Below are 20,935 nucleotides of genomic sequence, written 5' to 3'. Positions count from 1 at the left end.
CCGCCCGGGCTAGCGGTGGATGATCACGTAGCTCTTGCGCACGGTTTCCTGCACATCCCACACGCCAAGACTGTTCTCCGGCAGCAGCAGGGCATCGCCGGCCTCGATGCGGATGGTCTCGCCGCCGTCCGGGGTGAAGGTGCAGCGGCCTTGCAGGAAGTGGCAGAACTCCTGCTCGACGATCTGCCGCCGCCAGCGTCCGGGGGTGCATTCCCAGATGCCGGTTTCCACCTGGTCGGTGCGCTCCACGGCGTAGGCGCGGGTCTGCGCGACCGGCTCGCCAAGGGGCACCGCGACCGGGCTGGCGGCGCCAAGATCGGCGCCGGCGGTATTTTTCAGAAGGGTCAGGGCCATGCGGTTTTTCCTCTGTGGGAGGTGGAGGGGATTCTCAGCGCATCAGGCTTTCCATGCCGGCCGCGAGGGTTTGCGCCAGGCTGCGGCGCCAGGGCGCGCTGTGCGGGTCGGCAAGGACCCGGTCCTCATGGACGAAACTGCGGATGATCGCGTTGTAGCCGAGCCAGCGGCAGGGTTCCGGTTCCCAGCGGGCCAGGCTGTCCAGCGGACGCTCGCCCAGCACCCAGGGCTGCCGCAGCAGCTCGCTGTCCTCACCGAGGATCAGCGCGGCCAGGGTGCGGCCGCCGAGGTTGCTGGCGCCGACCCCTTCGCCGCCGTAGCCGCCGGAGAGGGCGATGCCACTGGCGCGGTCGAGCAACATGTGCGGGCGGAAGCGCCGGGCCATGCCGAGGTTGCCGCCCCAGGTGTGGCTGATCCTGGCGTCCTTGAGCAGCGGGAAGAGTTCGCCGAACAGGTAGCGACGCAGGCCGACTTCCTCGTCGTCGAGGCTGAAGTCGCTGCGCAGCTTGCCGCCGAAGCGGTAGCCGCCCCGCGCGCCGAAGGCCAGGCGGTCGTCGGCGGTGCGCTGGCCATAGGTGACCTGGCGGCTGAATTCGCTGAAGGCCTGGCCGCGCTCCAGGCCGATCTCCGCCCAGACCGACGACGGCAGCGGCTCGGTGGCCACCAGCAGACTCTGCACCGGCAACTGGTAGTGGCCCAGCGGCGGCAGGCTGGCGGCGTAGCCTTCCACCGCCGGCACGATCCATTCGGCGCGCAGTTCGCCGCGCTCGGTGCGCAGCAGGCCGCGTTGCCAGTGCAGCACCCGGCTCTTCTCGAACAGCCGCACGCCCAGGCGCTCCACCGCGCGGGCCAGGCCGCGCGCGAGCCTGGCCGGCTGGATGGTGGCGCAGTGCGGCGAATGGATCGCCCCGTAGCTGCCGGGGATGCGCAACTGCTGGTCGAGTTCCTGCGGCGTCAGCCAGCGGTAGTCGCTTTCGTCCAGGCCTTCGGCATAGAGATCATGCAGATAGGCGCGCAGGCGGCGTTCCTGTTCCGGGTAGCGCGCCGCGCAGTAGAGCACGCCGCCCTTGCGGTAGTCGCAGTCGATGCCTTCCTCTTGCAGCACCCGCGCGACTTCGTCGGGAATCCCGTGCAGCAGGTCGTAGCCGGCCCGGCGCCGCTCCGGCGGCAAGCCGGCGAGCAGGCCGTCCTCGCCGAGCAGGTTGCCCATCAGCCAGCCGCCGTTGCGCCCCGAGGCGCCGAAGCCGGCGGTTTCTGCCTCGACGATGGCGACGCGCAACTGCGGCGCCCGGCGCTTCAGGTAATAGGCGGTCCAGAGGCCGGTGTAGCCGGCGCCGACGATGGCCACGTCGACCTCGAGGGATTCTTCCAGGGACGGGCGCGCTTCGAGCGGATCGTCCAGTTGATTCATCCACAGGCTGAGGTGGCGCCAGGCCGACATAGAGGGCTCCATAGCGAGAGGGAAGGGGGAATGCGGCGAGGGTAGGAAGATGCCGTGCGCCTGTCGTGCGCGCGGGTCCGCTGGGAAATCTCAGCGGCGCGACGACAGGCGCTTCAGGTATTCGCGCGGAGACTGGCCGGTGTGCTGGCGGAAGCAGCGGTAGAAGGCCGACAGCGAATTGAAGCCGGCGGCGAAGGCCAGTTCGTCGACCCGTCCGGGCAGCTCGCCGGAAAGCTGGCCGAGCAGGTGTTGCAGGCGGGTCTGGTTGACGTACTGGTAGAAGCTCAGGCCGAGCACCTGGTTGAGCAGGTAGGAAATCTGGTTGCGCGTATAGCCGGTGGCATTGGCCACCTGGGTCAGGTCCAGGTCCGGATCGAGATAGGGCTGGGCCTGCTGGAAGTAGTGCTCCAGGTCGCGTGCCAGCAGGCTCAGCTGCTTGGCCGAAAGCCCCAGGCGGCTGGCCGGCGGCCGGCCGTCGCCGCCGGCCTGGGCTCCGCCGCCGCTTTCGTGGACCAGCGAGGCGTATTCGTTGATGCGCCAGATCAGGCCGTCGCGCACGGTGATCGCCTCGCTGGCGCGGAACGAAGCCAGGCGGCCGCTGAGGGTCACCCGCAGGCGGTACTGGATGAAGGCGGTATCGCCGTCGAAGCGGATACGGTCGGTGTGCTCCAGCGACTCGTCGGGGCCCTTGGGCATGGTCGCCTCGACGTACTCGCGGAGATCGGCCAGGCGCATCCGGCGGTTCTGGAAGAAGTCGTTGTATTCGACCTCGGGATGATAGAGCGCCATCACCGCGTCGATGTCGCGGTGCTTCCAGCTGAGGTGATAACGCATGACCGTCTCGCGGGTGGCGTCGGCGAGATCGCGGTCGGCGGGAATGGTCTGTTCGGGCTGCATGCAGCGAAGGATGCCATCGCCGCCGCCGGCGGAACAGTGCCGCGCCGTCATCCATGCACTGGATGACGGCGTATCCATCCTGCATATGGCGTTCGCCGAGGCGCTTTCCAGGGCCCCTGTTCACTCTTTCGGGCGACAGCCGGAATACCTCCTTGGTGCGCTTACCGCCGTTCGGGCCGCTGGGTAGGGTGTAGCCACCTCGACCCTGTCAGGAGAGCCGCATGACAACAACAAAAAGGCGCGGAATCTTCCCTCTGCACGCACTCGCTGCGGCCACAGCCCTGGGTTGCGCCACCCAGGCCTCGGCCGTGTCATTCAACATCGGGGAGATCGAAGGGCAATTCGACTCGTCGCTGTCGGTGGGGGCCAGCTGGTCCATGCGTTCCGCCGACAAGGACTACATCGGCACCCGCAACGGCGGCCACGCCTCGTCGCAGACCTCCGACGACGGCCGGCTCAACTTCAAGAAGGGCGAAACCTTCTCGAAGATCTTCAAGGGCATCCACGATCTCGAACTCAAGTACGGCGACACCGGCGCGTTCTTCCGTGGCAAGTACTGGTACGACTTCGAGCTGAAGGACGAACACCGCCTGCTCTACGACATCGACGACCACAATCGCAAGGAGGGCGCCAAGTCCTCCGGGGCGCAGCTGCTCGATGCCTTCCTCTACCACAACTACAGCATCGGCGACCTGCCCGGCAGCGTGCGGGTCGGCAAGCAGGTGGTGAGCTGGGGCGAGAGCACGTTCATCCAGAACTCGATCAACAGCATCAACCCGATGGACGTCGCCGCGTTCCGCCGGCCCGGCGCGGAGATCAAGGAAGGCCTGATCCCGGTGAACATGCTCTACCTGTCCCAGGGCATCAGCGACGCGCTGACCGTCGAAGGCTTCTACCAGTTGGAGTGGGACCAGACGGTGATCGACAACTGCGGCACCTTCTTCTCTACCACCGACGTGGTCGCCGATGGCTGCGAGCGGATGGTCTACGCCGGCAGCGACTTCGACCCGAACCCGGCCAACGGCTACCGCTACCTGCCGCGCGCCGGCGATCGCGATGCCCGCGACAGCGGCCAGTGGGGCCTGGCCCTGCGCTGGTACGCGGCGGAGCTGAACGACACCGAGTTCGGCCTGTACGCGATGAACTACCACAGTCGCAACCCGTACTACAGTGTGATCGCCGGCAACGGCCTGGCCACCTCCGACCCGGTCACCGGGCGCTCCACCGGCTATTACTTCATCGACTATCCCGAGGACATCCGCCTCTACGGCCTGAGCTTCCAGACCAACATCGGCAGCACCTCGGTGGCCGGCGAGCTGAGCTACCGGCCGAACATGCCGCTACAAATCAACAGCACCGACATGTCGATCGCCGCGATCTACCCGACCACCCTGTTCGGTAACCCGATCTACGACAGCGGCTTCGCCACCCCGCGCGCCGGCGAGGTGATCAACGGCTACGTGCGCAAGCCGGTGACCCAGGCACAGGTGACCGTCACCCAGTTCTTCGACCGGGTACTGGCGGCCGACCGCCTGACCGTGGTCGGCGAAGTCGGCTACAACCACCTCAGCGGGGTCGACGGCGACGACCTGCGCTACGGCCGCGACGCCATCTACGGCATCGGCGAACTGCCGAACAACGCCTTGTGCACCGGCGCGCTCAACGTGGCCAACCCGCAGGAGTGCAACAGCCACGGCTTCTACACCCGCAACTCGTGGGGCTACCGCCTGCGCGGGATCCTCGAATATCCCAACGTGTTCGCCGGGGTCAACCTGAAGCCGAACCTGGCCTGGTCGCACGACGTCGAGGGCTACGGGCCGAACTTCAGCGAGGGCGCCAAGGCCGTCAGCGTCGGCCTCGATGCCGACTACCAGAACACCTATACCGCCAGCATCAGCTACACCGACTTCTTCGGCGGCAACTACAACCCGATCAACGACCGCGACTTCCTCGCGGTGAGCTTCGGGGTGAACTTCTGAGGTCCGCCGCCCCTCGGGGCGGCCGCTTTCGCGGATACGAACAAGGATAACGACGCATGAAAACAGCACGACTCCTGTCCTCCGGGGCGCTGGCCCTCAGCCTGCTGGCCGGTTCGGTGACGGCGGCGGTTTCGCCCGACGAGGCCGCCAAGCTCGGCAGCAGCCTGACCCCCATCGGCGCGCAGAAGGAAGGCAACGCCGACGGCAGCATCCCGGCCTGGACCGGCGGCCTCGCGGCCAGCGCCGGCAAGGTCGATGGCAAGGGCTTCCTTTCCGATCCCTTTGCCGACGAGAAGCCGCTGTTCACCATCACCGCGCAGAACGTCGAGCAATACAAGGACAAGCTCTCCGACGGCCAGTTGGCGATGTTCAAGCGCTACCCGGAAACCTACCGGATCCCGGTGTACAAGACCCATCGCACGGTGGCCCTGCCGGCCGAGATCGACGAGGCGGTCAGGCAGAGCGCGCTGAACGTGCAGCCGATCAACGACGGCAACGGCCTGTCGAATTTCGAGAAGAGCCGCTACTACGCCTTCCCGATCCCGAAGAACGGTGTCGAAGTGCTCTGGAACCACATCACCCGCTACCGCGGCGGCAACCTCAAGCGCACCATCGTCCAGGCCACCCCGCAGACCAACGGCAGCTTCACGCCGATCCGCTTCGAGGAGTCGGTGGCATTCCCGCAGAACATGCCCGACCTCGACCAGAGCAAGGCGGCCAACATCCTCACCTTCTTCAAGCAGCAGGTGACCGCGCCGGCGCGCCTGGCGGGCAACGTGCTGCTGGTCCACGAGACCCTCGACCAGGTCAAGGAGCCGCGCCTGGCCTGGGTCTACAACGCCGGCCAGCGCCGCGTGCGGCGCGCCCCGCAGGTGGCCTACGATGGCCCGGGCACCGCCGCCGACGGCCTGCGCACCTCGGATAACTTCGACATGTTCTCCGGCGCCCCGGACCGCTACGACTGGAAGCTGGTCGGCAAGCGCGAGATGTACATCCCCTACAACGCCTACAAGCTCAACGACCCGACCCTGAAGTACGGCGACATCATCAAGGCCGGGCACATCAACCAGGACCTGACCCGCTACGAGCTGCACCGGGTGTGGGAAGTGGTCGGCACGGTGAAGCCGGGCGAGCGGCACATCTACGCCAAGCGCCACATGTACATCGACGAGGACAGCTGGCAGATCGCCCTGGTCGACCACTACGACGGTCGCGGCCAGCTCTGGCGGGTCGGCGAGGGCCACGCGCAGTACCACTACGACCAGAAGGTCGCCGGCTACACCCTGGAGGCGCTCTACGACGTGATCGCCGGTCGCTACCTGGCGCTGGGCATGAACAACGAGGAGAAGCGCGGCTACGAGTTCGGCTTCAAGGCCTCGTCCGCCGACTACACGCCGGCCGCCCTGCGCAACGCCGGGGTACGCTGAGTCCCGGCCAGTCGCGACGAGCGCGTCGGCTTGTGCCGACGCGCTCGTGCGTTATGACGGCCCATCACCCGGCGCAATCATCGTTCAGCAGCGGGGCAGGCGCGGTCTAGGCTCCCGGCAAGGCGCTTCGACAGAACAAGAGCACTGCCATGACCGAGCCGACCGAGCTGCCCGCCGCCTTGCCGCGGCTGCCGCCGCAGCACCTGCCGCGGCCCCGTTTGCACCAGCCGCTGCTGCGCGGCGAATGCCGCCTGCGACTGCTCTGCGCGCCCGCCGGCAGCGGCAAGACCGTCCTCCTCGGAGAATGCGCGCGGCGGGCGCCGCCTGGCGTGCAGGTGGTCTGGCTGGCGCTGGGCGGGGAAGCGCTGGACCCCGCGACCTTCCGCCGCCGCCTGGCCGGCGCTCTCGGCTTGGCCGAGGACAGCGACGAAGCGCAGCTGTGCCGGCGGCTGCGCAACGCTTCCGCGCTGTGGCTGCTGCTCGACGATTACCCACGGCACCCCGACCCCGCCCTCGACGCCTGCCTCGATCGCCTGTTGAGCGCGGCCTCGCCACGGGTGGGCTGGTGGCTGGCGAGCCGGCGGCGGCCGCAGTGCAACCTGGCGCGGTTGCTGCTGGAAGGGGAGTTGCTGGAGGTCGACGGCGGCCTGCTGGCGTTCGATGCCGACGAGGTCGCCGAACTGCTCCGCCTGCACGGGCGCAGCGCCGATGCCGCTACGGCCGGGACACTGCTGGAACGCAGCGGCGGTTGGTGCGCCGCGTTGCGCTTGCGCCTGCTGGTCGGCGAAGAGACGGCCGGACCGTTGTTGCAGGAATACCTCCAGCACGAGTTGCTCGACGAGCTGCCGCCGCCGCTGGCCGACGCCGCGCGTGCCCTGGCCTGGCTGCCGCAAGTCGGTCCGGAGCTGTTCCGCCGGCTGTTCGAGGAGCTGCCCCACGGGCTGGACGACCTGTTGGCGCGGGGCTTCCCCCTGCTGGCCGATGCGAACCAGCGCTACAGCCTGCCACCGGCGATCCGCGAGGCCTGGCGCGAAGCGCCGCAGCGCCCGCAGCGGGACTTCCACCGGGAAGCCTGCGAATGGTTCGCCGAACACGGCGAGACCCGCGAGGCGGTCGACCAGGCGCTGGCCGCCGACGAACCGGAAACCGCCGCCGGATTGTTGCAGAAGCTCACCGAGGAGCAATTGCTGCACGGCCACAACATCGGCATGGTCCTGGCCCTGCGCGACGAACTGCCGGCGGCGCTGCTGGCCAGCACGCCGCGCCTGGTGATCCTGAATGCCTGGGCGCTGCTTTACGCCGGACGCCTGGCCGAAGCCGAGGACTGCATCGGCCAGTTGGCGCGCTTCCTGCCGATGCCCTCGGCGTCCCGCCAGCGGGTGCTGCTGGCGCAATGGCAGGGCTTGTTCGGGATCCTCCTGCACTGCCGCGGCGAGCGCGGCGCCGCCGACTACCTGCGCGAGGCGCTGGAGCAACTGCCGGAGGACGCCTGGTCGCAGGGACTGATCTGCCGCTCGGCGCTGATGCAACTGGCGATGATCGAGGGGCGGATGGACCAGGCGCGGTTGATCGGCCGCGATGCCTTGCGCCTGGCGCGCGAGCACGACAGCCTGATCTTCGAGGCGCTGATCGAACTGGAGCGGGCGCAGTGGCTGGAGCAGCGCGGCGAACTGCTGCGCGCGGAAGGCGTCCTCGATCGCGCCCAGCGCTACCTGGAGGACCTCGGCCAGCAGGGCAGCCCGATGCTCGGCCGGATCGCCCTGCGCCGCGCGCGCCTGTGCCTGCAGCAGGGCCGCGAGGTCGAGGCCGGGCACTGGTATCGGCTGGGGCTGGAGCAGGCACGGGAGAATCTCGATCCCTGGGCGCTCTACGGCTACCTGGGACTGGCCTTGCTGGAGGCCGGGCAGGGCGACCTGGACGCGGCGTTCAACCGCCTGCTGGAGGTCGAGCGGCTGATGCAGCAGCGCCATGTCCCCGATCCGCTGTATCGCGGCGCGCTGCTGCTGGTCAGCTCCGCCCTGACCCTGCAGCAGGGAAGGCCGGCGCAGGCGCGGGAGATCCTGCTGCGGGTCCGCGCCTACTTCCAGCCGGGACGGGCGCGCCTGTCGCCGCCCTCCGAACCGGAGCTGGAAGCGCGGGTAGAGCACCAATTGGCACTGGCCGAACTCTACAGCGGCGAGGCAGCCGCCGCCGAAGCGCGGCTGCGCGGGCTGCTCGCCATTCTCGAGGCGCAGGGGCGGCAGACGCTGCTTTGCGAAGTGCGCATGGGTATCGCCGAGTGCCAGTTCCTCTCCGGACAATTGCCCCAGGCCCAGCAGACCCTGCGCAGCGGCCTGGAGCTGGCGGAGCGGCTGGGCCTGCAACTGCCGCAGCGGCGACTGCGGGATCGCCAGCCGCAACTGTTCGCCGCCCTGCCGGGGGAAGAAGAGGAGGGGCTCAGTCCGCTCAGTTGCCGGGAGCTGGCGGTGCTCGGCCTGATCGCCCAGGGCTGCTCCAACCAGGAGATCGGCGAGCAACTGTTCATTTCCCTGCACACGGTGAAGACCCACGCCCGGCGGATCAACGGCAAGCTCGGGGTGGCCCGTCGGACCCAGGCGGTGGCGCGGGCCAAGGCCCTCGGCCTGCTCGCCTGAGCGGCCTCAGTGCAGGGCGCGGCTGGTCGGCGGGGCGAGTTCGCCCAGGCGCTGGCCGAGGCGCAGTTGCTCGGTGGGATCGTCGCTGAGCAAGAGCGCGCGTTCCAGGTCGTAGCGTTCCGCCTGCGGGCAATCCAGTTGCCGATAGAGGCCGGCGCGGGCCTCGTGGTCGGCGGCGCCCACCGGGCCGAGTTCGATCACCCGCTGGGCATCCTTCAGCGCGGCCAGCGGCTCGCCGGCGGCGCTGTGCAGTTGTCGCAGGTTGCGCGACAGACGCTGGAGGATTTCCCCGGGAGAGGCCTGCTTCAGGTAGGCGGCTTGCAGTTCGCTCTTCGGCCCTTGCAGGCGCAGCAGCAGTTCGCGGCAGTCGGGGGTATAGAGGCGTCGCCCGGTGGCCGGGTCGAGCAGATGGTCGGCCTGCGGCACGCGCAGCAGGAAGCGTCCCGGGAAGTTCACTCCGACCAGCGGAATGTCCAGCCGCCGCGCCAGTTCCATGGCCACCAGCGCCAGCGACAACGGCTGTCCCTGGCGCCGCTGCAGCACCAGCGGGAGCAGGGCCGAGCGCGGTTGCAGGGGGAAGTCGTCGTCTTCGCAGAAACCCTGTTCGCTCATTCGCCGCAGCAACCCCTGGGCGCGCTCGCTGGCCGAGGCGCGGTCGTCCAGGCTGGCGCCGATCTGCCGGACGAGTTCGTCGAGTTCGCGCAGGGTGTGGGCGGGCGAATACGCCGGGAGGTGCTCCGCGGCGATCCACAGGGCCGCCTCGAACAGCGCTGGCGGTTCCTGGGCGAGACAATCGAGGCAGGCTTGACGCGGGTCCATGGCTTTCCTCCTGGTGCGCCTGGATCGCTGCGGACGGGCCGTTCGGAGCACGCCGGGGCCGGTTTCGAGCGGGCGGACCCCAAGGTTGTAACCGTCCGCCGAAGCTTCGTCCAGTACCCGGCTCGGCGAGCGCCGCCGCCTGGTCGTCGGCCTTGCGGGCGTTTCGCCGACGCCTGCCTATACTGAAGGTGCCGGGCGGCAACGGCCCGGCCCGGACAACAAGCAGCAAGCAGGGGAGCCCCAGCATGTTCGACATGATGGACGCGGCCCGGCTCGAGGGTCTCCACCTCGCCCAAGACCCGGCCACGGGACTCAAGGCCATTATCGCCATCCACAGCACGCGACTCGGCCCGGCGCTGGGTGGTTGTCGCTACCTGCCTTACCCCAACGACGAAGCCGCCATCGGCGACGCCATCCGCCTGGCCCAGGGCATGAGCTACAAGGCGGCCCTGGCCGGGCTGGAGCAGGGCGGCGGCAAGGCGGTGATCATCCGCCCGCCGCACCTGGACAATCGCGGCGCGCTGTTCGAGGCCTTCGGGCGCTTCATCGAAAGCCTCGGCGGACGCTACATCACTGCGGTGGACAGCGGTACCTCCAGCGCCGACATGGACTGCATCGCCCAGCAGACCCGCCACGTCACCAGCACCACCCAGGCCGGCGACCCCTCGCCGCATACCGCCCTCGGCGTGTTCGCCGGGATTCGCGCCAGCGCCCAGGCGCGCCTCGGCAGCGACGACCTGGAAGGCCTGCGGGTCGCGGTGCAGGGGCTCGGCCACGTCGGCTACGCATTGGCCGAGCAACTGGCGGCGGTCGGCGCCGAGTTGCTGGTCTGCGACCTAGATCCCGGCCGGGTGCAACTGGCCGTCGAGCAGCTCGGTGCCCATCCGCTGGCGCCGGAGGCATTGCTCTCCACCCCTTGCGACATCCTCGCGCCCTGCGGCCTGGGCGGCGTGCTCACCAGCCAGAGCGTCAGCCAGTTGCGCTGCGCGGCGGTGGCCGGGGCGGCGAACAACCAGTTGGAGCGGCCGGAGGTCGCCGACGAGCTGGAGGCGCGCGGCATCCTCTATGCGCCGGACTACGTGATCAACTCCGGCGGCCTGATCTACGTCGCCCTCAAGCACCGCGGCGCCGACCCGCACAGCATCACCGCGCACCTGGCGCGGATTCCCGCGCGGCTCACCGAGATCTATGCCCATGCCCAGGCCGACCACCAGTCGCCGGCGCGGATCGCCGACCGTCTGGCGGAACGGATTCTCTACGGCCCGCAGTGACGGGCCGGCGTTTCCGGCGAGGCCGCCAGCGGGCCTCGCCAGCGGCAGTGCGGGCCACCCCCGCCGCGCCGCGCGTGCACGCCGCCACCCGCGGCGCGACCCTGAGCGGCACGCCTACCCGGCGTGCGGAGGAGGTTTGCGATGGTTCACAACCGGATCGACCCGCCTTTCACCCGCTACCTCGACAGCGACGGTCGGCCCCTCGGCGAGTTGCCCGCCTGGGCCGGCGACAGCGATGCGCTGGTCGGCCTCTACCGGCAGATGCTCCTGACCCGCCTGTTCGACCAGAAGGCGGTGGCCCTCCAGCGTACCGGGCGGATCGGCACCTATGCGCCAACCCTCGGCCAGGAAGCCATCGGCGTGGCCATCGGCAGCCAGATGCGCGCCGAGGACGTGCTGGTGCCGTATTACCGCGATACCGCCGTGCAATTGATGCGCGGCGTGCGCATGGAGGACATCCTCCTCTACTGGGGCGGCGACGAGCGCGGCAGCGACTACGCCGAACCGCTGGCGGCGCAGGACTTTCCCATCTGCGTGCCGATCGCCACCCAGGCCCTGCATGCCTGCGGGGTCGCCTCGGCGTTCCGCATCCGCGGCGAGCACCGGGTGGCGGTGACCACCTGCGGCGACGGCGCCACCAGCAAGGGCGATTTCCTCGAGGCGCTGAACGTGGCGGGCGCCTGGCAGTTGCCGGTGCTCTTCGTGGTCAACAACAACCAGTGGGCGATCTCGGTGCCGCGGCGCATCCAGTGCGGCGCGCCGACCCTGGCGGAGAAGGCGGTGGGTGCCGGCTTCCCCGGCGAACAGGTGGACGGCAACGACGTGCTGGCGGTCGCCGAACGCGTCCGCGCGGCCCTGGAGCGCGCGCGCCAGGGCAAGGGGCCGACCCTGCTGGAGTGCATCAGCTATCGCCTCTGCGACCACACCACGGCCGACGACGCCAGCCGCTACCGTTCCGCCGAGGAGGTCAACCAGGCCTGGCGCGAGGAGCCGATCAAGCGCCTGCGCGCCTTCCTCGCCGGCCGCGGCCAGTGGGACGAGGAGCGCGAGCAGGCGCTGGTGGGCGAGTGCCAGGCGCGGGTGCAGGAGGCGGTGGAGCGTTTCGAGACGTTCGCCGCGCAGGCGCCGCAGGCACTGTTCGAGCATGTCTACGCGCGCTGGCCGGCGGTCCTGGAGGAGCAGCGCGAGCAATTGCTGGAGCGCGCCGCGCGGCGGCAGGGAGGGGCCGAACATGAATGAGCGCAACGGCGAAGCGAAACGCCTGGCCCTTCTGGAGGCGGTCAACCTGGCGTTGCACCGGGCCATGGCCGAGGACGAGACGGTGGTGGTGCTGGGCGAAGACGTCGGGGTCAACGGCGGGGTGTTTCGCGCCACCCTCGGCCTGCGCGAGCGCTTCGGCTTCAAGCGGGTGCTGGATACGCCGCTGGCGGAGAACATGATCGCCGGGCTGTCCATCGGCATGGCCGCCCAGGGCCTGAAGCCGGTGATGGAGATCCAGTTCATGGGCTTCATCTACGCCGCCATGGAGCAACTGGTGTCCCATGCCAGCCGCCTGCGCAATCGCACCCGCGGCCGCCTGGCCTGCCCGTTGGTGCTGCGCACGCCGATGGGCGCGGGGATCCGCGCGCCGGAGCACCACAGCGAGGCGACCGAGGCGATGTTCGCGCACATCCCCGGCGTCCGCGTGCTGGTGCCGTCGTCGCCGGCGCGGGCCTACGGCCTGCTCCTGGCGGCGATCGACGATCCCGATCCGGTGATCTTCCTCGAGCCGACCCGGCTCTACCGGATGAACCCGCAGCCGCTGGCGGACGACGCCCGGCGCCTGCCGCTGGACAGTTGCTTCACCCTTCGCGAAGGCGGCGACCTGACCCTGGTCAGCTGGGGCGCCAGCGTCCACGAGACCCAGCAGGCCGCCGAGCGCCTGGCGCAGCGCGGCATCGAGGCCGAAGTGATCGACGTCGCCTGCCTCAAGCCGCTCGACCTCGACACCCTCGAAGCCTCGGTGCGCAAGACCGGTCGCTGCGTGATCGTCCATGAGGCGCCGAAGAGTGGCGGCCTCGGCGGGGAAATCGCCGCGAGCCTCTACGAGCGTGTCCTGTTCGACCTGCGGGCGCCGATCCAGCGGGTCGCCGCGGCCGATATCCCGCCGCCGCTGTACCGCCTGGAAGCGCTGTACATGCCCGCCGTGGAGGACATCCTGGCGGCCTGCGACACCGTGCTCGGCTACGCCTGAGCCAAGGGGAGACGACCATGAAGCACTTCAAGCTGCCCGACCTGGGCGAGGGCCTGCAGGAAGCGGAAATCGTCGAATGGCACGTCAAGGCCGGCGACAGCGTGCGCGCCGACCAGCGCCTGGTCTCGGTGGAAACCGCCAAGGCGCTGGTGGACATCCCTGCGCCCTACGATGGGGTGGTGGGCAAGCTGTTCGGCGCCGAGGGCGACATCCTCCACGTCGGCGAACCGCTGGTGGGCTTCGAGGGCGAGGAGGCGGACGCCGGTACCGTGGTGGGGCGCCTGGAGGGCGGCGGTAGCGCCCTGGAGGACCGTTTCTTCATCGGCGCCGCACCGTCCACCCGCGAACACCTGGCACCGCGCGCGACCCCGGCGGTGCGCCAGTTCGCCCGCCAGCAGGGCGTCGAACTGGCCGGCCTGAGCGGCTCCGGCCCGGATGGCCTGATCACCCGCGCCGACGTCGAGGCCGCCGCCCAGGGCGCCCGCGAACGCTTCGGCGGCGAGCGCTTGCGCGGGGTACGGCGGAGCATGGCGCTGAACATGGCGCGCTCGCATGCCGAGGTGGTGCCGGTGACGATCTACGGCGACGCCGACCTGCATCGCTGGAAGACCGCACGCGACCCGTTGATCCGCCTGGCCCAGGCGCTGGCCGAGGCCTGTCGCGCCGAGCCGACCCTCAACGCCTGGTTCGATGGCGCCTCGTTGTCGCTGAAACTGCATGAGCGGCTCGACCTGGGGATCGCCGTGGACACCCCGGACGGCCTGTTCGTGCCGGTGCTGCGCGACGTCGGTGCGCGTTCGGCGGAGGACCTGCGCGCCGGTATGCGGCGCCTGCGCGAAGACGTCCAGGCACGCTCGATCCCGCCGGCGGAAATGCTCGGCGCGACCCTGACCCTATCCAACTTCGGCACCCTGTTCGGCCGCTACGCCAACCCCGTGGTGGTGCCGCCGCAGGTGGCCATCCTCGGCGCCGGCGGCATCCGCGACGAAGTAGTGGCCTGGCGCGGCGAGATGGCGATCCACCCGATCCTGCCGCTCTCGCTGAGCTTCGATCACCGCGCCGCCACCGGTGGCGAGGCGGCGCGTTTCCTCAAGGTACTGGTGAACGCCCTGGAGCAGCCCGACGGCTGATCAGCGCCGGCGCTCCAGCCACCATGCCAGCAGCGCGCCGAGGGCATAGGCGAGCAGGTCGAAGCCGTCGGCGGTGCTACCGAGAACGATGCGCAGCACGGGACTGGAAAATTGCCAATGCAGTTGCGCCGCCAGGTACTGGCCCAGTTCCAGCAGCGCGCCGACGGCAAAGGCGGCGGATGCCAGCCAGGCGGCCGGCGCCCTGAGCGCGCTGCCCATCAGGTAGTAGAGCCAGACCACCGCCAGCAGGTCGCCGCCGAAGCTGCGTATCCAGCCCCAATGCCGGCCCAGGGTGGCGAGCAGGACCAGCAGGCCGAACAGCAGCAGTGCCAGCAGCAGGCTGCGCCGGTCCAGGCGCCAGCGTCGGGAGCGGACGGGGGAGGCGGGGAGAGCGGGCATGGGGCCTTCCTGGTCGATGGGGCTGCCGGGCGTTGTACGGCAAGCGCCGGTTTCCGGCAAGCCGGGCGCGGGTCGGACAAGCGCCGCGCGGACTCAGCGGCGTCGCAGGCTGGCGAGCAACTGCTCGACGAAGGCGTCGCTGCCGGAGCTGTCGAGGTAGTGCACCTGGGGACCGTCGAGCAGGTAGAGCGCGTGGTAGGGCTTGCCGGCCTGGCTGCCGCGCAGGCGATAGACCTCGGTGCCGGCCACGCGGTAGCGGCTGACGCTGGCGCGCCGGTCGCACAGGCCGAGGGCCTGGCGCTGCGCCTGGAGACGCTCGCGCTCGGCGTCGGGCAGGCCGTCCAGCGGCAGGGCTCCGAAGAGCAGGCGAACCTGTCGCGGAAGGTCGAGCCGTTCGCCCTCGTCCGCGCCCATCTCGTTGCCTTCGAGCAGGCGGTGGGCGAGGTAATGACCCTCGGCGTAGCGAGCGATCAGCAGGTCGCCGCTGTGCAGCAGGGTGGCGGGGGCCCGTTGCAGGTCGAGTTGCAGTCTGCCGGTGCCGCCCAGGGCCAGGACCTGCGCGGCGCCGGCAGAGGCTGCCGGTGTCTCGGCGTCCGTGGCCCGGAACGGGCAGGCGAGGGCAGGGGCGCCGGCGAGGCCGAGGAGGACGCACAGCAGGCCGGCAAGTTGTCGCGGCATGTTTCGGCTCCTTGCGCTTTGCTTGCAGCGGCGGCTCATTCGTCCGCGGCGTTTTCCTCGAACAGTTCGTTGAGGGCGTCCGGCTGGTTCTTGAAGGCGCGGGCGAAGGCGTCGCGGTTCTTCGCCATGAAGATGCCGAGTTCTTCCACCTGTTCCTCCTTCAGCGACGGCACCGCCTTCTGCAGCACCTCGGCCAGCGTTTCCGCCAGCTCCAGCATCTTGTCGTAACGATCGGCTTCAGCCTTGTCCATGAACAAACGCTCCTGATCCCGGCTGCTGCGGTACACCACTTCGACGGCCATTCATCACCTCTGTGCCTTCTGAGTCGCAAGGTTGCTTTGACTGGTTATCCATACAGTATATGGCGTCTTGCCGTCCGTGGATAGCGCCAGGATTGCTGGCGCATTGCCGGGGCGGTCGTCGTCTGACAGAAATGTCACGCCGGGCTCATGAGCCTGACAGTCTCCGCAGCGTAGTTTCAGGCTGAACGTTCTACCAAGGAGACATCCTCATGAAAGTGATCCCGTTGGCACTTGTCGCGCTGCTCGGCCTGGCGCCGCTGGCCCAGGCGCAGCAGCAGCCCTACGGACCCAACCCGGACTCGAAATCGCTCCGCCAGCATTACGTGGAAGGGCGCCTGGACATCGCCCGGGTGATCTACAAGACCGACCTGTGGAGCGCCTGTGGGATCGTCCCGGCGCGCCTGGTCTACGAGGACTCGCAGGGCGAGCGGCATACCGTCGAGTACAAGGCCTGGGGCAGCGGTTGCAGCGGCAATTGAGCGAACCCGGCGCGGCACGGGCCGCGCCGGGTTTTCCTCGGCTCCCGCGCTTCTGCTAAGGTTGCGCGCCTGCCGCCCGTTGCGCGGCGCATACCTTCCGCCCCGCAAGGATGCCCGGCATGCAAGACTTCGGTTTCGCCCTTCTGCTCATCGGCTACGTCTGGTCCGTGGCCAGCGGCGGCCGCCGTTCGATCCCCTGCGCATTGCTCTGCCTGCTGCTGTTTCCGCTGGCGCAACTGGCCTTCGCCATCAACGACGCGCCGATGCGCCCGCCGCTGGCGCTGGCGGCCCTTGGCGCGGGCCTGGCCTACCTCGGCGGCGGCTCGGTGTTCGGCTGAGCCCCGGCATCTCACAAGAATACGATTGAAAATCATTATCATAAAAAATATGCTGCTGCCCTTCTGAAAGGACGTGGGTGGATGCGCCGTTGGCGGAGCAGGATCTCAAGGCACTGTTTCTCAGGCATGCCCGGCAGTTGCAGTCGTATCTGTTGCGCAAGACCCGTGATCCACACCTGGCGGCGGACCTGGCGCAGGAAAGCTTCCTGCGCCTGGCCGAGCAGCGGCACAAGGAGCCGATCGAGCATGTCGACGCCTATCTCTACCGCACCGCGCACAACCTCACCATCGACCATTACCGGCAGGAACGGCGGCGCCGCACCGAGACCCGGCCCAACGACGACCTCGCCGGGTTCGTCGCCGACCAGCCCGGCCCCGAGGAGTCCGCGGTGGATGCCGATGCGCTTGCCCGCCTGCGCGAGATAGTCGCCGAACTGCCGCCGCGCACCCGTGAGATCTTCCGTCTCAACCGTCTGGAGGGGCTGACCCATGCCGAGGTGGCGAGACGCCTGGAAATCTCCGATAGCTCGGTGCAGAAGCACCTGGCCCGCGCCCTGGCCCATGTGATGCAGGCACTCGAGGATTCCCGCTGAATGGATTACCGAGTCTTGCCGGTTCGCGCGTCTGAACCTCTATAACGACCAACGAGAGCCGCACGTGAACAGCCCCCAGGAACAACAGCAGATCCGCCAGCAGGCCGCCGAATGGGCGATCCGCCTGGACGGCGGCGACCTCGACCGGTCCCGGCGCGAAGCGCTGGACGGCTGGCTGGCGGCTGACCCCCGGCACCCGGCCGCGCTGGCGCTGGCGCAACGGACCTGGAAACAGCTGGGATCGCTGGCCGAACCGCGGACGATGGTTCAGACGCCGGTCGCCAGCGCGCCGCGCCGCGCCGGGGGGCGGCGCAAGGGCTGGCGCGGCTGGGCCGCGGCGGCGGCGGTGCTGCTGGCCCTGGGCAGCGCCTGGAACGAACGCGACGCCGGCGTGAGCTGGCTGGCCGACCACGCCACCGGCAAGGGCGAGGTGCGCATCCTGCGGCTGGTGGATGGCAGCGAGGTCGAACTGGACGCACAGAGCGCCATCGATGTCGCCTACGACAGCCGCGAGCGACGGGTGCGCCTGCTCGAAGGCAGCGCGATCTTCCGCGCCGCCCCACGCGCGGGCCGGGAGACCCGGCCCTTCGTGGTGGAAAGCGCCGGCGGCAGCACTCGCGCGCTGGGCACTCGGTTCCTGGTCAGCCGCAACGACGACGGCAGCGTCCAGGTCGGGGTGCTCGAACACCGCGTCGCGGTGGCCCTGGCGCATCCGCGCACGGGGACCGTCGGACGCCGCGAGCTGGGCGAGGGCGAGAGCCTGCGCTACAGCGCGGAGGGCGGCGTCGAGGCGCCGCTGGGCGGTCGCCTCGACGACCTGACCAGTTGGCGGCGCGGCCTGCTGGTCTTCGACGAGCAGCCGCTGGGCGAGGTGGTGGCGCGCCTCAATCGCTACCGGCCGGGGCATTTGCTGGTGGCTCCCGGTGCGTTGGCGCAGCGGCGGGTCAGCGGGGTATTCCGGCTCGCCGACCTGGAGGCCTCGTTGCAGTCGATCAGCGATGAGCTGGGCGTGCGCAGCCTGGGCCTGGCGGGAGTGACGCTGCTGTACTGAGCGGCGCGATCGCTTCCGAGAGCCTCGACCACGGGCCGGGCAGTCGCCCCGCGCGCTTGTTCCGGCAGGGGCCGGGAAGCGCATTTTCGAGCCGTGGATCCCGCCGGCGAAAAATTTTCTCGATTTCCGTTACTGACTTTCCCTGCCTCCATCGTTCTCTTAACGAGACTGATTCTTATTACATAAAACGATGGAGTGTAGGCGCTGTCATGAAACATCGTGGATGGAGTGCCGTGCGAGGCGGTCGCAAGGGGGCGCAACTGGCCCTGGGGCTGGGCCTGGTCCTGCTGGGAACGGCCGCGCTACCGCTGCATGCGCAAGACGGGGCGGACTCGGCGAGCCAGCAGCAGACCGCGTTGCGCCGGGTCCGGCTGGACATCCCGGCACAACCGCTGAACCGCGCCCTGCTGCGATTCGCCGAGCAGGCCGGGGTCCAGGTGTTCTTCGACAGCCAGCGTTTCGCCGGTCTCGGCAGCGCGGCGGTGCACGGCGAATACGTGCTGGCCGACGGCCTGAGCCAGATGCTCCAGGGCAGCCCGGTGGAATACCGCTTCTCCGGCAAGGACCAATTGAGCCTGATCCGCGTCAGCCAGGACGACCTGGTGCAGATGTCGCCCTCGGTGATCTCCGCCGCGCGTCCGGACGACTGGGTCTACCGGACGCCGCATTCGGTCAGCGTGATCGGCCGCGAGCAGATCGAGCGCAACCCGCCGCGGCATGCCGCCGACATGCTCGAGGAATCCCCCGGGGTGTACTCCTCGGTGAGCCAGCAGGACCCCGGCCTGTCGGTGAACATCCGTGGCATCCAGGACTACGGGCGGGTCAACATGTCGGTCGACGGCATGCGCCAGAACTACCAGCAGAGCGGCCACCAGCAGCGCAACGGGACGCTCTACGTCGATCCCGAGCTGCTCAGCGAGGTGGTCATCGACAAGGGCGCCAGCTCGGCCATGGGCGGCGCCGGGGTGATCGGCGGGATCGCCAACTTCCGCACCCTGGAGGCCCGCGACCTGGTCAGGCCGGGCAAGCAGGTCGGTGGCCGGGTGCGCCTCACCAGCGGCCTGGGCGGCGACGCCAATGGCACCCACTTCATCGGCAGCGCGGCCTTCGCCATCGGCACCGAGGTCTGGGACATGCTGGTCGCCGCCAGCGAGCGCCACCTGGGCGACTACGACCCGGGGACCAAGGGCAGCATTGGCGAGCTGCGCACCGGCGCCTGGTTCAATCCCGAGGCCGGGCAGCGGGTCAAGCATTCGCCGGTGGCCTACTCCGGCTACGTGATGCGCTCGCGACTGGCCAAGCTTGGCGTCGCCCTGCCGCAGGACCAGCGCCTGCAGTTCAGCTACCTGACCACCCAGGTGTCCTACGACGACGCCAACATGCTCAACACCGAGAACCAGGCGCTCTGGGAAAAGCTCGGCAGCAGCGACGTGCGTGCGCAGAACTTCGCCATCGACTACGGCTACGCGCCGGACAACCCGTTGGTGGACTTCAAGGCCAAGCTCTACTACGTCGACAACCGCAACCGCCAGCAGACCCTGCAACGCGGTATCACCCCCGGCTACTCGATCACCTACCAGACCGACACCTACGGCGCGCAGGCGCAGAACACCTCGACCTTCGCTCTCGACGATCTCTCCACGCTGCGCGCCAACTATGGCCTGGAGTTCTTCTACGACAAGGTGCGGCCGGACTCCAGCCAGCCGCGGGCGAGCACCTCGGCGGTCGGCTTCCCTGCGGCCGAAGGCATGACCCCCAAGGGCGACCGCGCCCTCGGTAGCCTGTTCGCCCGTCTCGACTACGACTACGACGACTGGCTCAACCTCAACGCCGGGCTGCGTTACGACCGCTACCGCCTGCGCGGCGACACCGGCTTCAACGCGCGCACCTTCATCCTTGGCACCACCCGGCAGACCGACATGCCGCTGCAATACGCCGTCGACCGCGAGGAGGGGCGCTTCTCGCCGACCTTCGGCCTGTCGGTCAAGCCCGGCGTCGACTGGTTGCAGTTGTTCGCCACCTACGGCAAGGGCTGGCGCCCGCCGGCGGTGACCGAGAGCCTGATCACCGGCCGCCCCCACGGCGGCGGCGCGGAAAACATGTACCCCAACCCGTTCCTCAGTCCGGAGCGCTCGAAGGCCTGGGAAGTCGGTTTCAACGTGCTGAAGGAGAACCTCTGGTTCAGCGACGACCGCCTGGGCCTGAAGGTCGCCTACTTCGACACCCGGGTCGACGACTTCATCTTCATGGGCATGGGCATGCAGCCGCCGGGCTACGGCATGGCCGGGATCGGCAACAGCGCCTACGTCAACAACCTCGACAGCACGCGCTTCCGTGGCGTCGAGTACCAGCTCGACTACGATGCCGGGCTGGCCTACGGGCAGCTCTCCTACACGCACATGATCGGCAGCAACGACTTCTGTTCGAAGACCGCCTGGCTCGGCGGCGTCACCCAGACGGTGAAGGGCAGCGGTCGCCGCCCGCCGGTGATCGACATGCGGCCGGACGAGCAGGCCAACGCCGCCACCCATTGCAGCGCGGTGCTCGGCTCCGCCGAACACATGCCGATGGATCGCGGCTCGCTGACCCTGGGCATGCGCTTCTTCGACCGCAGGCTGGACGTCGGCGCCCGTGCCCGCTACAGCGAAGGCTACTCGGTGGCTGGCGGCGCCACGGTGTCGCAGGCCGGCGTGTACCCGGCGGACTGGAAGGAATACACCGTCTACGACCTGTACGGCAGCTACCGGGTGAGCGATGAACTGACCCTGCGCCTGGCCATGGAGAACGTCACCGACCGCGCCTACCTGGTGCCGCTGGGCGACGTGCTGGCCTTCACCCTCGGTCGCGGGCGGACCCTGCAAGGCACCCTCGAATACCAGTTCTGACCCCCGTTTTGCCCAGTGAAGGGCAA

19 protein-coding genes are annotated in these 20,935 nt (G+C 69.3%); 12 read left to right on the top strand and 7 right to left on the bottom strand.

Features of this window, described 5'->3' with window-relative positions:
- Positions 1 to 9: 9 nt before the first annotated feature.
- From HMPREF1224_RS19505 to HMPREF1224_RS19495, 3 genes are all read right to left on the bottom strand, one after another.
- On the bottom strand, positions 10 to 354 hold the full coding sequence (locus tag HMPREF1224_RS19505) for a cupin domain-containing protein (RefSeq protein ID WP_003091873.1): 345 nt from the start codon (positions 352 to 354) through the stop codon (positions 10 to 12).
- A 34-nt stretch (positions 355 to 388) separates the two neighbouring features.
- On the bottom strand, positions 389 to 1,795 hold the full coding sequence (locus HMPREF1224_RS19500; RefSeq protein ID WP_003102335.1) for an NAD(P)/FAD-dependent oxidoreductase: 1,407 nt from the start codon (positions 1,793 to 1,795) through the stop codon (positions 389 to 391).
- Between the two features lie 90 nt (positions 1,796 to 1,885).
- Positions 1,886 to 2,629 carry an AraC family transcriptional regulator gene (locus HMPREF1224_RS19495; RefSeq protein ID WP_003119583.1) on the bottom strand — a complete coding sequence of 248 codons (744 nt, stop codon included), beginning with the start codon at positions 2,627 to 2,629 and terminating at the stop codon, positions 1,886 to 1,888.
- Positions 2,630 to 2,913: 284 nt separating this feature from the next.
- Here HMPREF1224_RS19495 and HMPREF1224_RS19490 point away from each other — a divergent pair, with 284 nt between their 5' ends.
- The 3 genes from HMPREF1224_RS19490 (at position 2,914) to HMPREF1224_RS19480 (ending at position 8,731) form a co-directional block, all read left to right on the top strand.
- Complete coding sequence (locus tag HMPREF1224_RS19490; RefSeq protein WP_003102337.1) at positions 2,914 to 4,671, top strand: DUF1302 domain-containing protein; 1,758 nt, start codon at positions 2,914 to 2,916, stop codon at positions 4,669 to 4,671.
- Between the two features lie 56 nt (positions 4,672 to 4,727).
- The gene (locus HMPREF1224_RS19485) at positions 4,728 to 6,098 is read left to right on the top strand and encodes a DUF1329 domain-containing protein (RefSeq protein ID WP_003111022.1); all 1,371 of its coding nucleotides are present in this window, start codon (positions 4,728 to 4,730) and stop codon (positions 6,096 to 6,098) included.
- A gap of 149 nt (positions 6,099 to 6,247) precedes the next feature.
- A complete protein-coding gene (locus HMPREF1224_RS19480; RefSeq protein ID WP_003160792.1) occupies positions 6,248 to 8,731 on the top strand; it encodes a LuxR C-terminal-related transcriptional regulator in 2,484 nt (827 codons plus the stop codon).
- Between the two features lie 6 nt (positions 8,732 to 8,737).
- Here the strand turns inward: HMPREF1224_RS19480 and HMPREF1224_RS19475 are convergent, their stop codons facing one another.
- Entirely contained in the window at positions 8,738 to 9,550 is an 813-nt protein-coding gene (locus HMPREF1224_RS19475; protein ID WP_010793274.1) for a SirB1 family protein, read from the bottom strand.
- 245 nt (positions 9,551 to 9,795) lie between these two features.
- On the opposite strand from HMPREF1224_RS19475, the gene HMPREF1224_RS19470 reads away from it, so the two are divergent.
- The 4 genes from HMPREF1224_RS19470 to HMPREF1224_RS19455 all read left to right on the top strand — a co-directional run bounded on the left by HMPREF1224_RS19470 (position 9,796) and on the right by HMPREF1224_RS19455 (position 14,184).
- Positions 9,796 to 10,821, top strand: a complete 1,026-nt coding sequence (locus tag HMPREF1224_RS19470) for a Leu/Phe/Val dehydrogenase (protein ID WP_003091859.1) — start codon at positions 9,796 to 9,798, stop codon at positions 10,819 to 10,821.
- Between the two features lie 141 nt (positions 10,822 to 10,962).
- Positions 10,963 to 12,060: a pyruvate dehydrogenase (acetyl-transferring) E1 component subunit alpha gene (gene pdhA / locus HMPREF1224_RS19465; RefSeq protein ID WP_003106978.1), complete on the top strand. Its 1,098-nt coding sequence runs from the start codon at positions 10,963 to 10,965 to the stop codon at positions 12,058 to 12,060.
- Positions 12,053 to 13,054 (top strand): alpha-ketoacid dehydrogenase subunit beta, encoded by a 1,002-nt coding sequence (locus HMPREF1224_RS19460; protein WP_003106981.1) that lies wholly within the window; start codon positions 12,053 to 12,055, stop codon positions 13,052 to 13,054. The genes pdhA and HMPREF1224_RS19460 overlap by 8 nt, the downstream gene beginning before the upstream one ends.
- A gap of 17 nt (positions 13,055 to 13,071) precedes the next feature.
- Positions 13,072 to 14,184, top strand: a complete 1,113-nt coding sequence (locus tag HMPREF1224_RS19455; RefSeq protein WP_003138213.1) for a dihydrolipoamide acetyltransferase family protein — start codon at positions 13,072 to 13,074, stop codon at positions 14,182 to 14,184.
- On the opposite strand, the gene HMPREF1224_RS19450 is transcribed toward HMPREF1224_RS19455, so the two are convergent.
- The 3 genes from HMPREF1224_RS19450 to HMPREF1224_RS19440 form a co-directional block, all read right to left on the bottom strand.
- On the bottom strand, positions 14,185 to 14,583 hold the full coding sequence (locus HMPREF1224_RS19450; RefSeq protein WP_003107529.1) for a DUF2809 domain-containing protein: 399 nt from the start codon (positions 14,581 to 14,583) through the stop codon (positions 14,185 to 14,187). It abuts the gene before it with no gap.
- Between the two features lie 93 nt (positions 14,584 to 14,676).
- Positions 14,677 to 15,261, bottom strand: a complete 585-nt coding sequence (locus HMPREF1224_RS19445; protein ID WP_003119595.1) for a hypothetical protein — start codon at positions 15,259 to 15,261, stop codon at positions 14,677 to 14,679.
- A 35-nt stretch (positions 15,262 to 15,296) separates the two neighbouring features.
- The gene (locus tag HMPREF1224_RS19440) at positions 15,297 to 15,563 is read right to left on the bottom strand and encodes a YebG family protein (RefSeq protein ID WP_003091854.1); all 267 of its coding nucleotides are present in this window, start codon (positions 15,561 to 15,563) and stop codon (positions 15,297 to 15,299) included.
- Between the two features lie 209 nt (positions 15,564 to 15,772).
- Between HMPREF1224_RS19440 and HMPREF1224_RS19435 the strand changes: the two genes are divergently transcribed.
- The 5 genes from HMPREF1224_RS19435 (at position 15,773) to hasR (ending at position 20,909) form a co-directional block, all read left to right on the top strand.
- Complete coding sequence (locus HMPREF1224_RS19435) at positions 15,773 to 16,042, top strand: DUF2790 domain-containing protein (protein WP_010793273.1); 270 nt, start codon at positions 15,773 to 15,775, stop codon at positions 16,040 to 16,042.
- A 119-nt stretch (positions 16,043 to 16,161) separates the two neighbouring features.
- On the top strand, positions 16,162 to 16,380 hold the full coding sequence (locus HMPREF1224_RS19430; protein ID WP_003107534.1) for a hypothetical protein: 219 nt from the start codon (positions 16,162 to 16,164) through the stop codon (positions 16,378 to 16,380).
- A 77-nt stretch (positions 16,381 to 16,457) separates the two neighbouring features.
- Entirely contained in the window at positions 16,458 to 16,973 is a 516-nt protein-coding gene (locus tag HMPREF1224_RS19425; protein ID WP_003107536.1) for an RNA polymerase sigma factor, read from the top strand.
- A 64-nt stretch (positions 16,974 to 17,037) separates the two neighbouring features.
- Positions 17,038 to 18,024 (top strand): FecR family protein, encoded by a 987-nt coding sequence (locus HMPREF1224_RS19420; RefSeq protein ID WP_010793272.1) that lies wholly within the window; start codon positions 17,038 to 17,040, stop codon positions 18,022 to 18,024.
- Positions 18,025 to 18,233: 209 nt separating this feature from the next.
- Positions 18,234 to 20,909, top strand: a complete 2,676-nt coding sequence (gene hasR / locus HMPREF1224_RS19415) for a heme uptake receptor HasR (protein WP_010793271.1) — start codon at positions 18,234 to 18,236, stop codon at positions 20,907 to 20,909.
- Positions 20,910 to 20,935: the final 26 nt, after the last annotated feature.

This window comes from Pseudomonas sp. P179 (assembly GCF_000478485.2).
Lineage (GTDB): Bacteria > Pseudomonadota > Gammaproteobacteria > Pseudomonadales > Pseudomonadaceae > Pseudomonas > Pseudomonas aeruginosa.
This window is presented reverse-complemented; position numbering and strand designations above follow the sequence as displayed.

What these genes read in the sequence shown, in the direction of transcription:
- HMPREF1224_RS19435 (WP_010793273.1), top strand. Translation starts at nt 15,773, where the DNA reads ATGAAAGTGATCCCGTTGGCACTTGTCGCGCTGCTCGGCCTGGCGCCG.
- HMPREF1224_RS19505 (WP_003091873.1), bottom strand. Translation starts at nt 354, where the DNA reads ATGGCCCTGACCCTTCTGAAAAATACCGCCGGCGCCGATCTTGGCGCC.
- HMPREF1224_RS19470 (WP_003091859.1), top strand. Translation starts at nt 9,796, where the DNA reads ATGTTCGACATGATGGACGCGGCCCGGCTCGAGGGTCTCCACCTCGCC.
- HMPREF1224_RS19445 (WP_003119595.1), bottom strand. Translation starts at nt 15,261, where the DNA reads ATGCCGCGACAACTTGCCGGCCTGCTGTGCGTCCTCCTCGGCCTCGCC.
- HMPREF1224_RS19490 (WP_003102337.1), top strand. Translation starts at nt 2,914, where the DNA reads ATGACAACAACAAAAAGGCGCGGAATCTTCCCTCTGCACGCACTCGCT.
- hasR (WP_010793271.1), top strand. Translation starts at nt 18,234, where the DNA reads ATGAAACATCGTGGATGGAGTGCCGTGCGAGGCGGTCGCAAGGGGGCG.
- HMPREF1224_RS19450 (WP_003107529.1), bottom strand. Translation starts at nt 14,583, where the DNA reads ATGCCCGCTCTCCCCGCCTCCCCCGTCCGCTCCCGACGCTGGCGCCTG.
- HMPREF1224_RS19455 (WP_003138213.1), top strand. Translation starts at nt 13,072, where the DNA reads ATGAAGCACTTCAAGCTGCCCGACCTGGGCGAGGGCCTGCAGGAAGCG.
- HMPREF1224_RS19495 (WP_003119583.1), bottom strand. Translation starts at nt 2,629, where the DNA reads ATGCGTTATCACCTCAGCTGGAAGCACCGCGACATCGACGCGGTGATG.
- HMPREF1224_RS19485 (WP_003111022.1), top strand. Translation starts at nt 4,728, where the DNA reads ATGAAAACAGCACGACTCCTGTCCTCCGGGGCGCTGGCCCTCAGCCTG.
- HMPREF1224_RS19440 (WP_003091854.1), bottom strand. Translation starts at nt 15,563, where the DNA reads ATGGCCGTCGAAGTGGTGTACCGCAGCAGCCGGGATCAGGAGCGTTTG.
- HMPREF1224_RS19460 (WP_003106981.1), top strand. Translation starts at nt 12,053, where the DNA reads ATGAATGAGCGCAACGGCGAAGCGAAACGCCTGGCCCTTCTGGAGGCG.
- HMPREF1224_RS19475 (WP_010793274.1), bottom strand. Translation starts at nt 9,550, where the DNA reads ATGGACCCGCGTCAAGCCTGCCTCGATTGTCTCGCCCAGGAACCGCCA.
- HMPREF1224_RS19430 (WP_003107534.1), top strand. Translation starts at nt 16,162, where the DNA reads ATGCAAGACTTCGGTTTCGCCCTTCTGCTCATCGGCTACGTCTGGTCC.
- HMPREF1224_RS19500 (WP_003102335.1), bottom strand. Translation starts at nt 1,795, where the DNA reads ATGTCGGCCTGGCGCCACCTCAGCCTGTGGATGAATCAACTGGACGAT.
- HMPREF1224_RS19480 (WP_003160792.1), top strand. Translation starts at nt 6,248, where the DNA reads ATGACCGAGCCGACCGAGCTGCCCGCCGCCTTGCCGCGGCTGCCGCCG.
- pdhA (WP_003106978.1), top strand. Translation starts at nt 10,963, where the DNA reads ATGGTTCACAACCGGATCGACCCGCCTTTCACCCGCTACCTCGACAGC.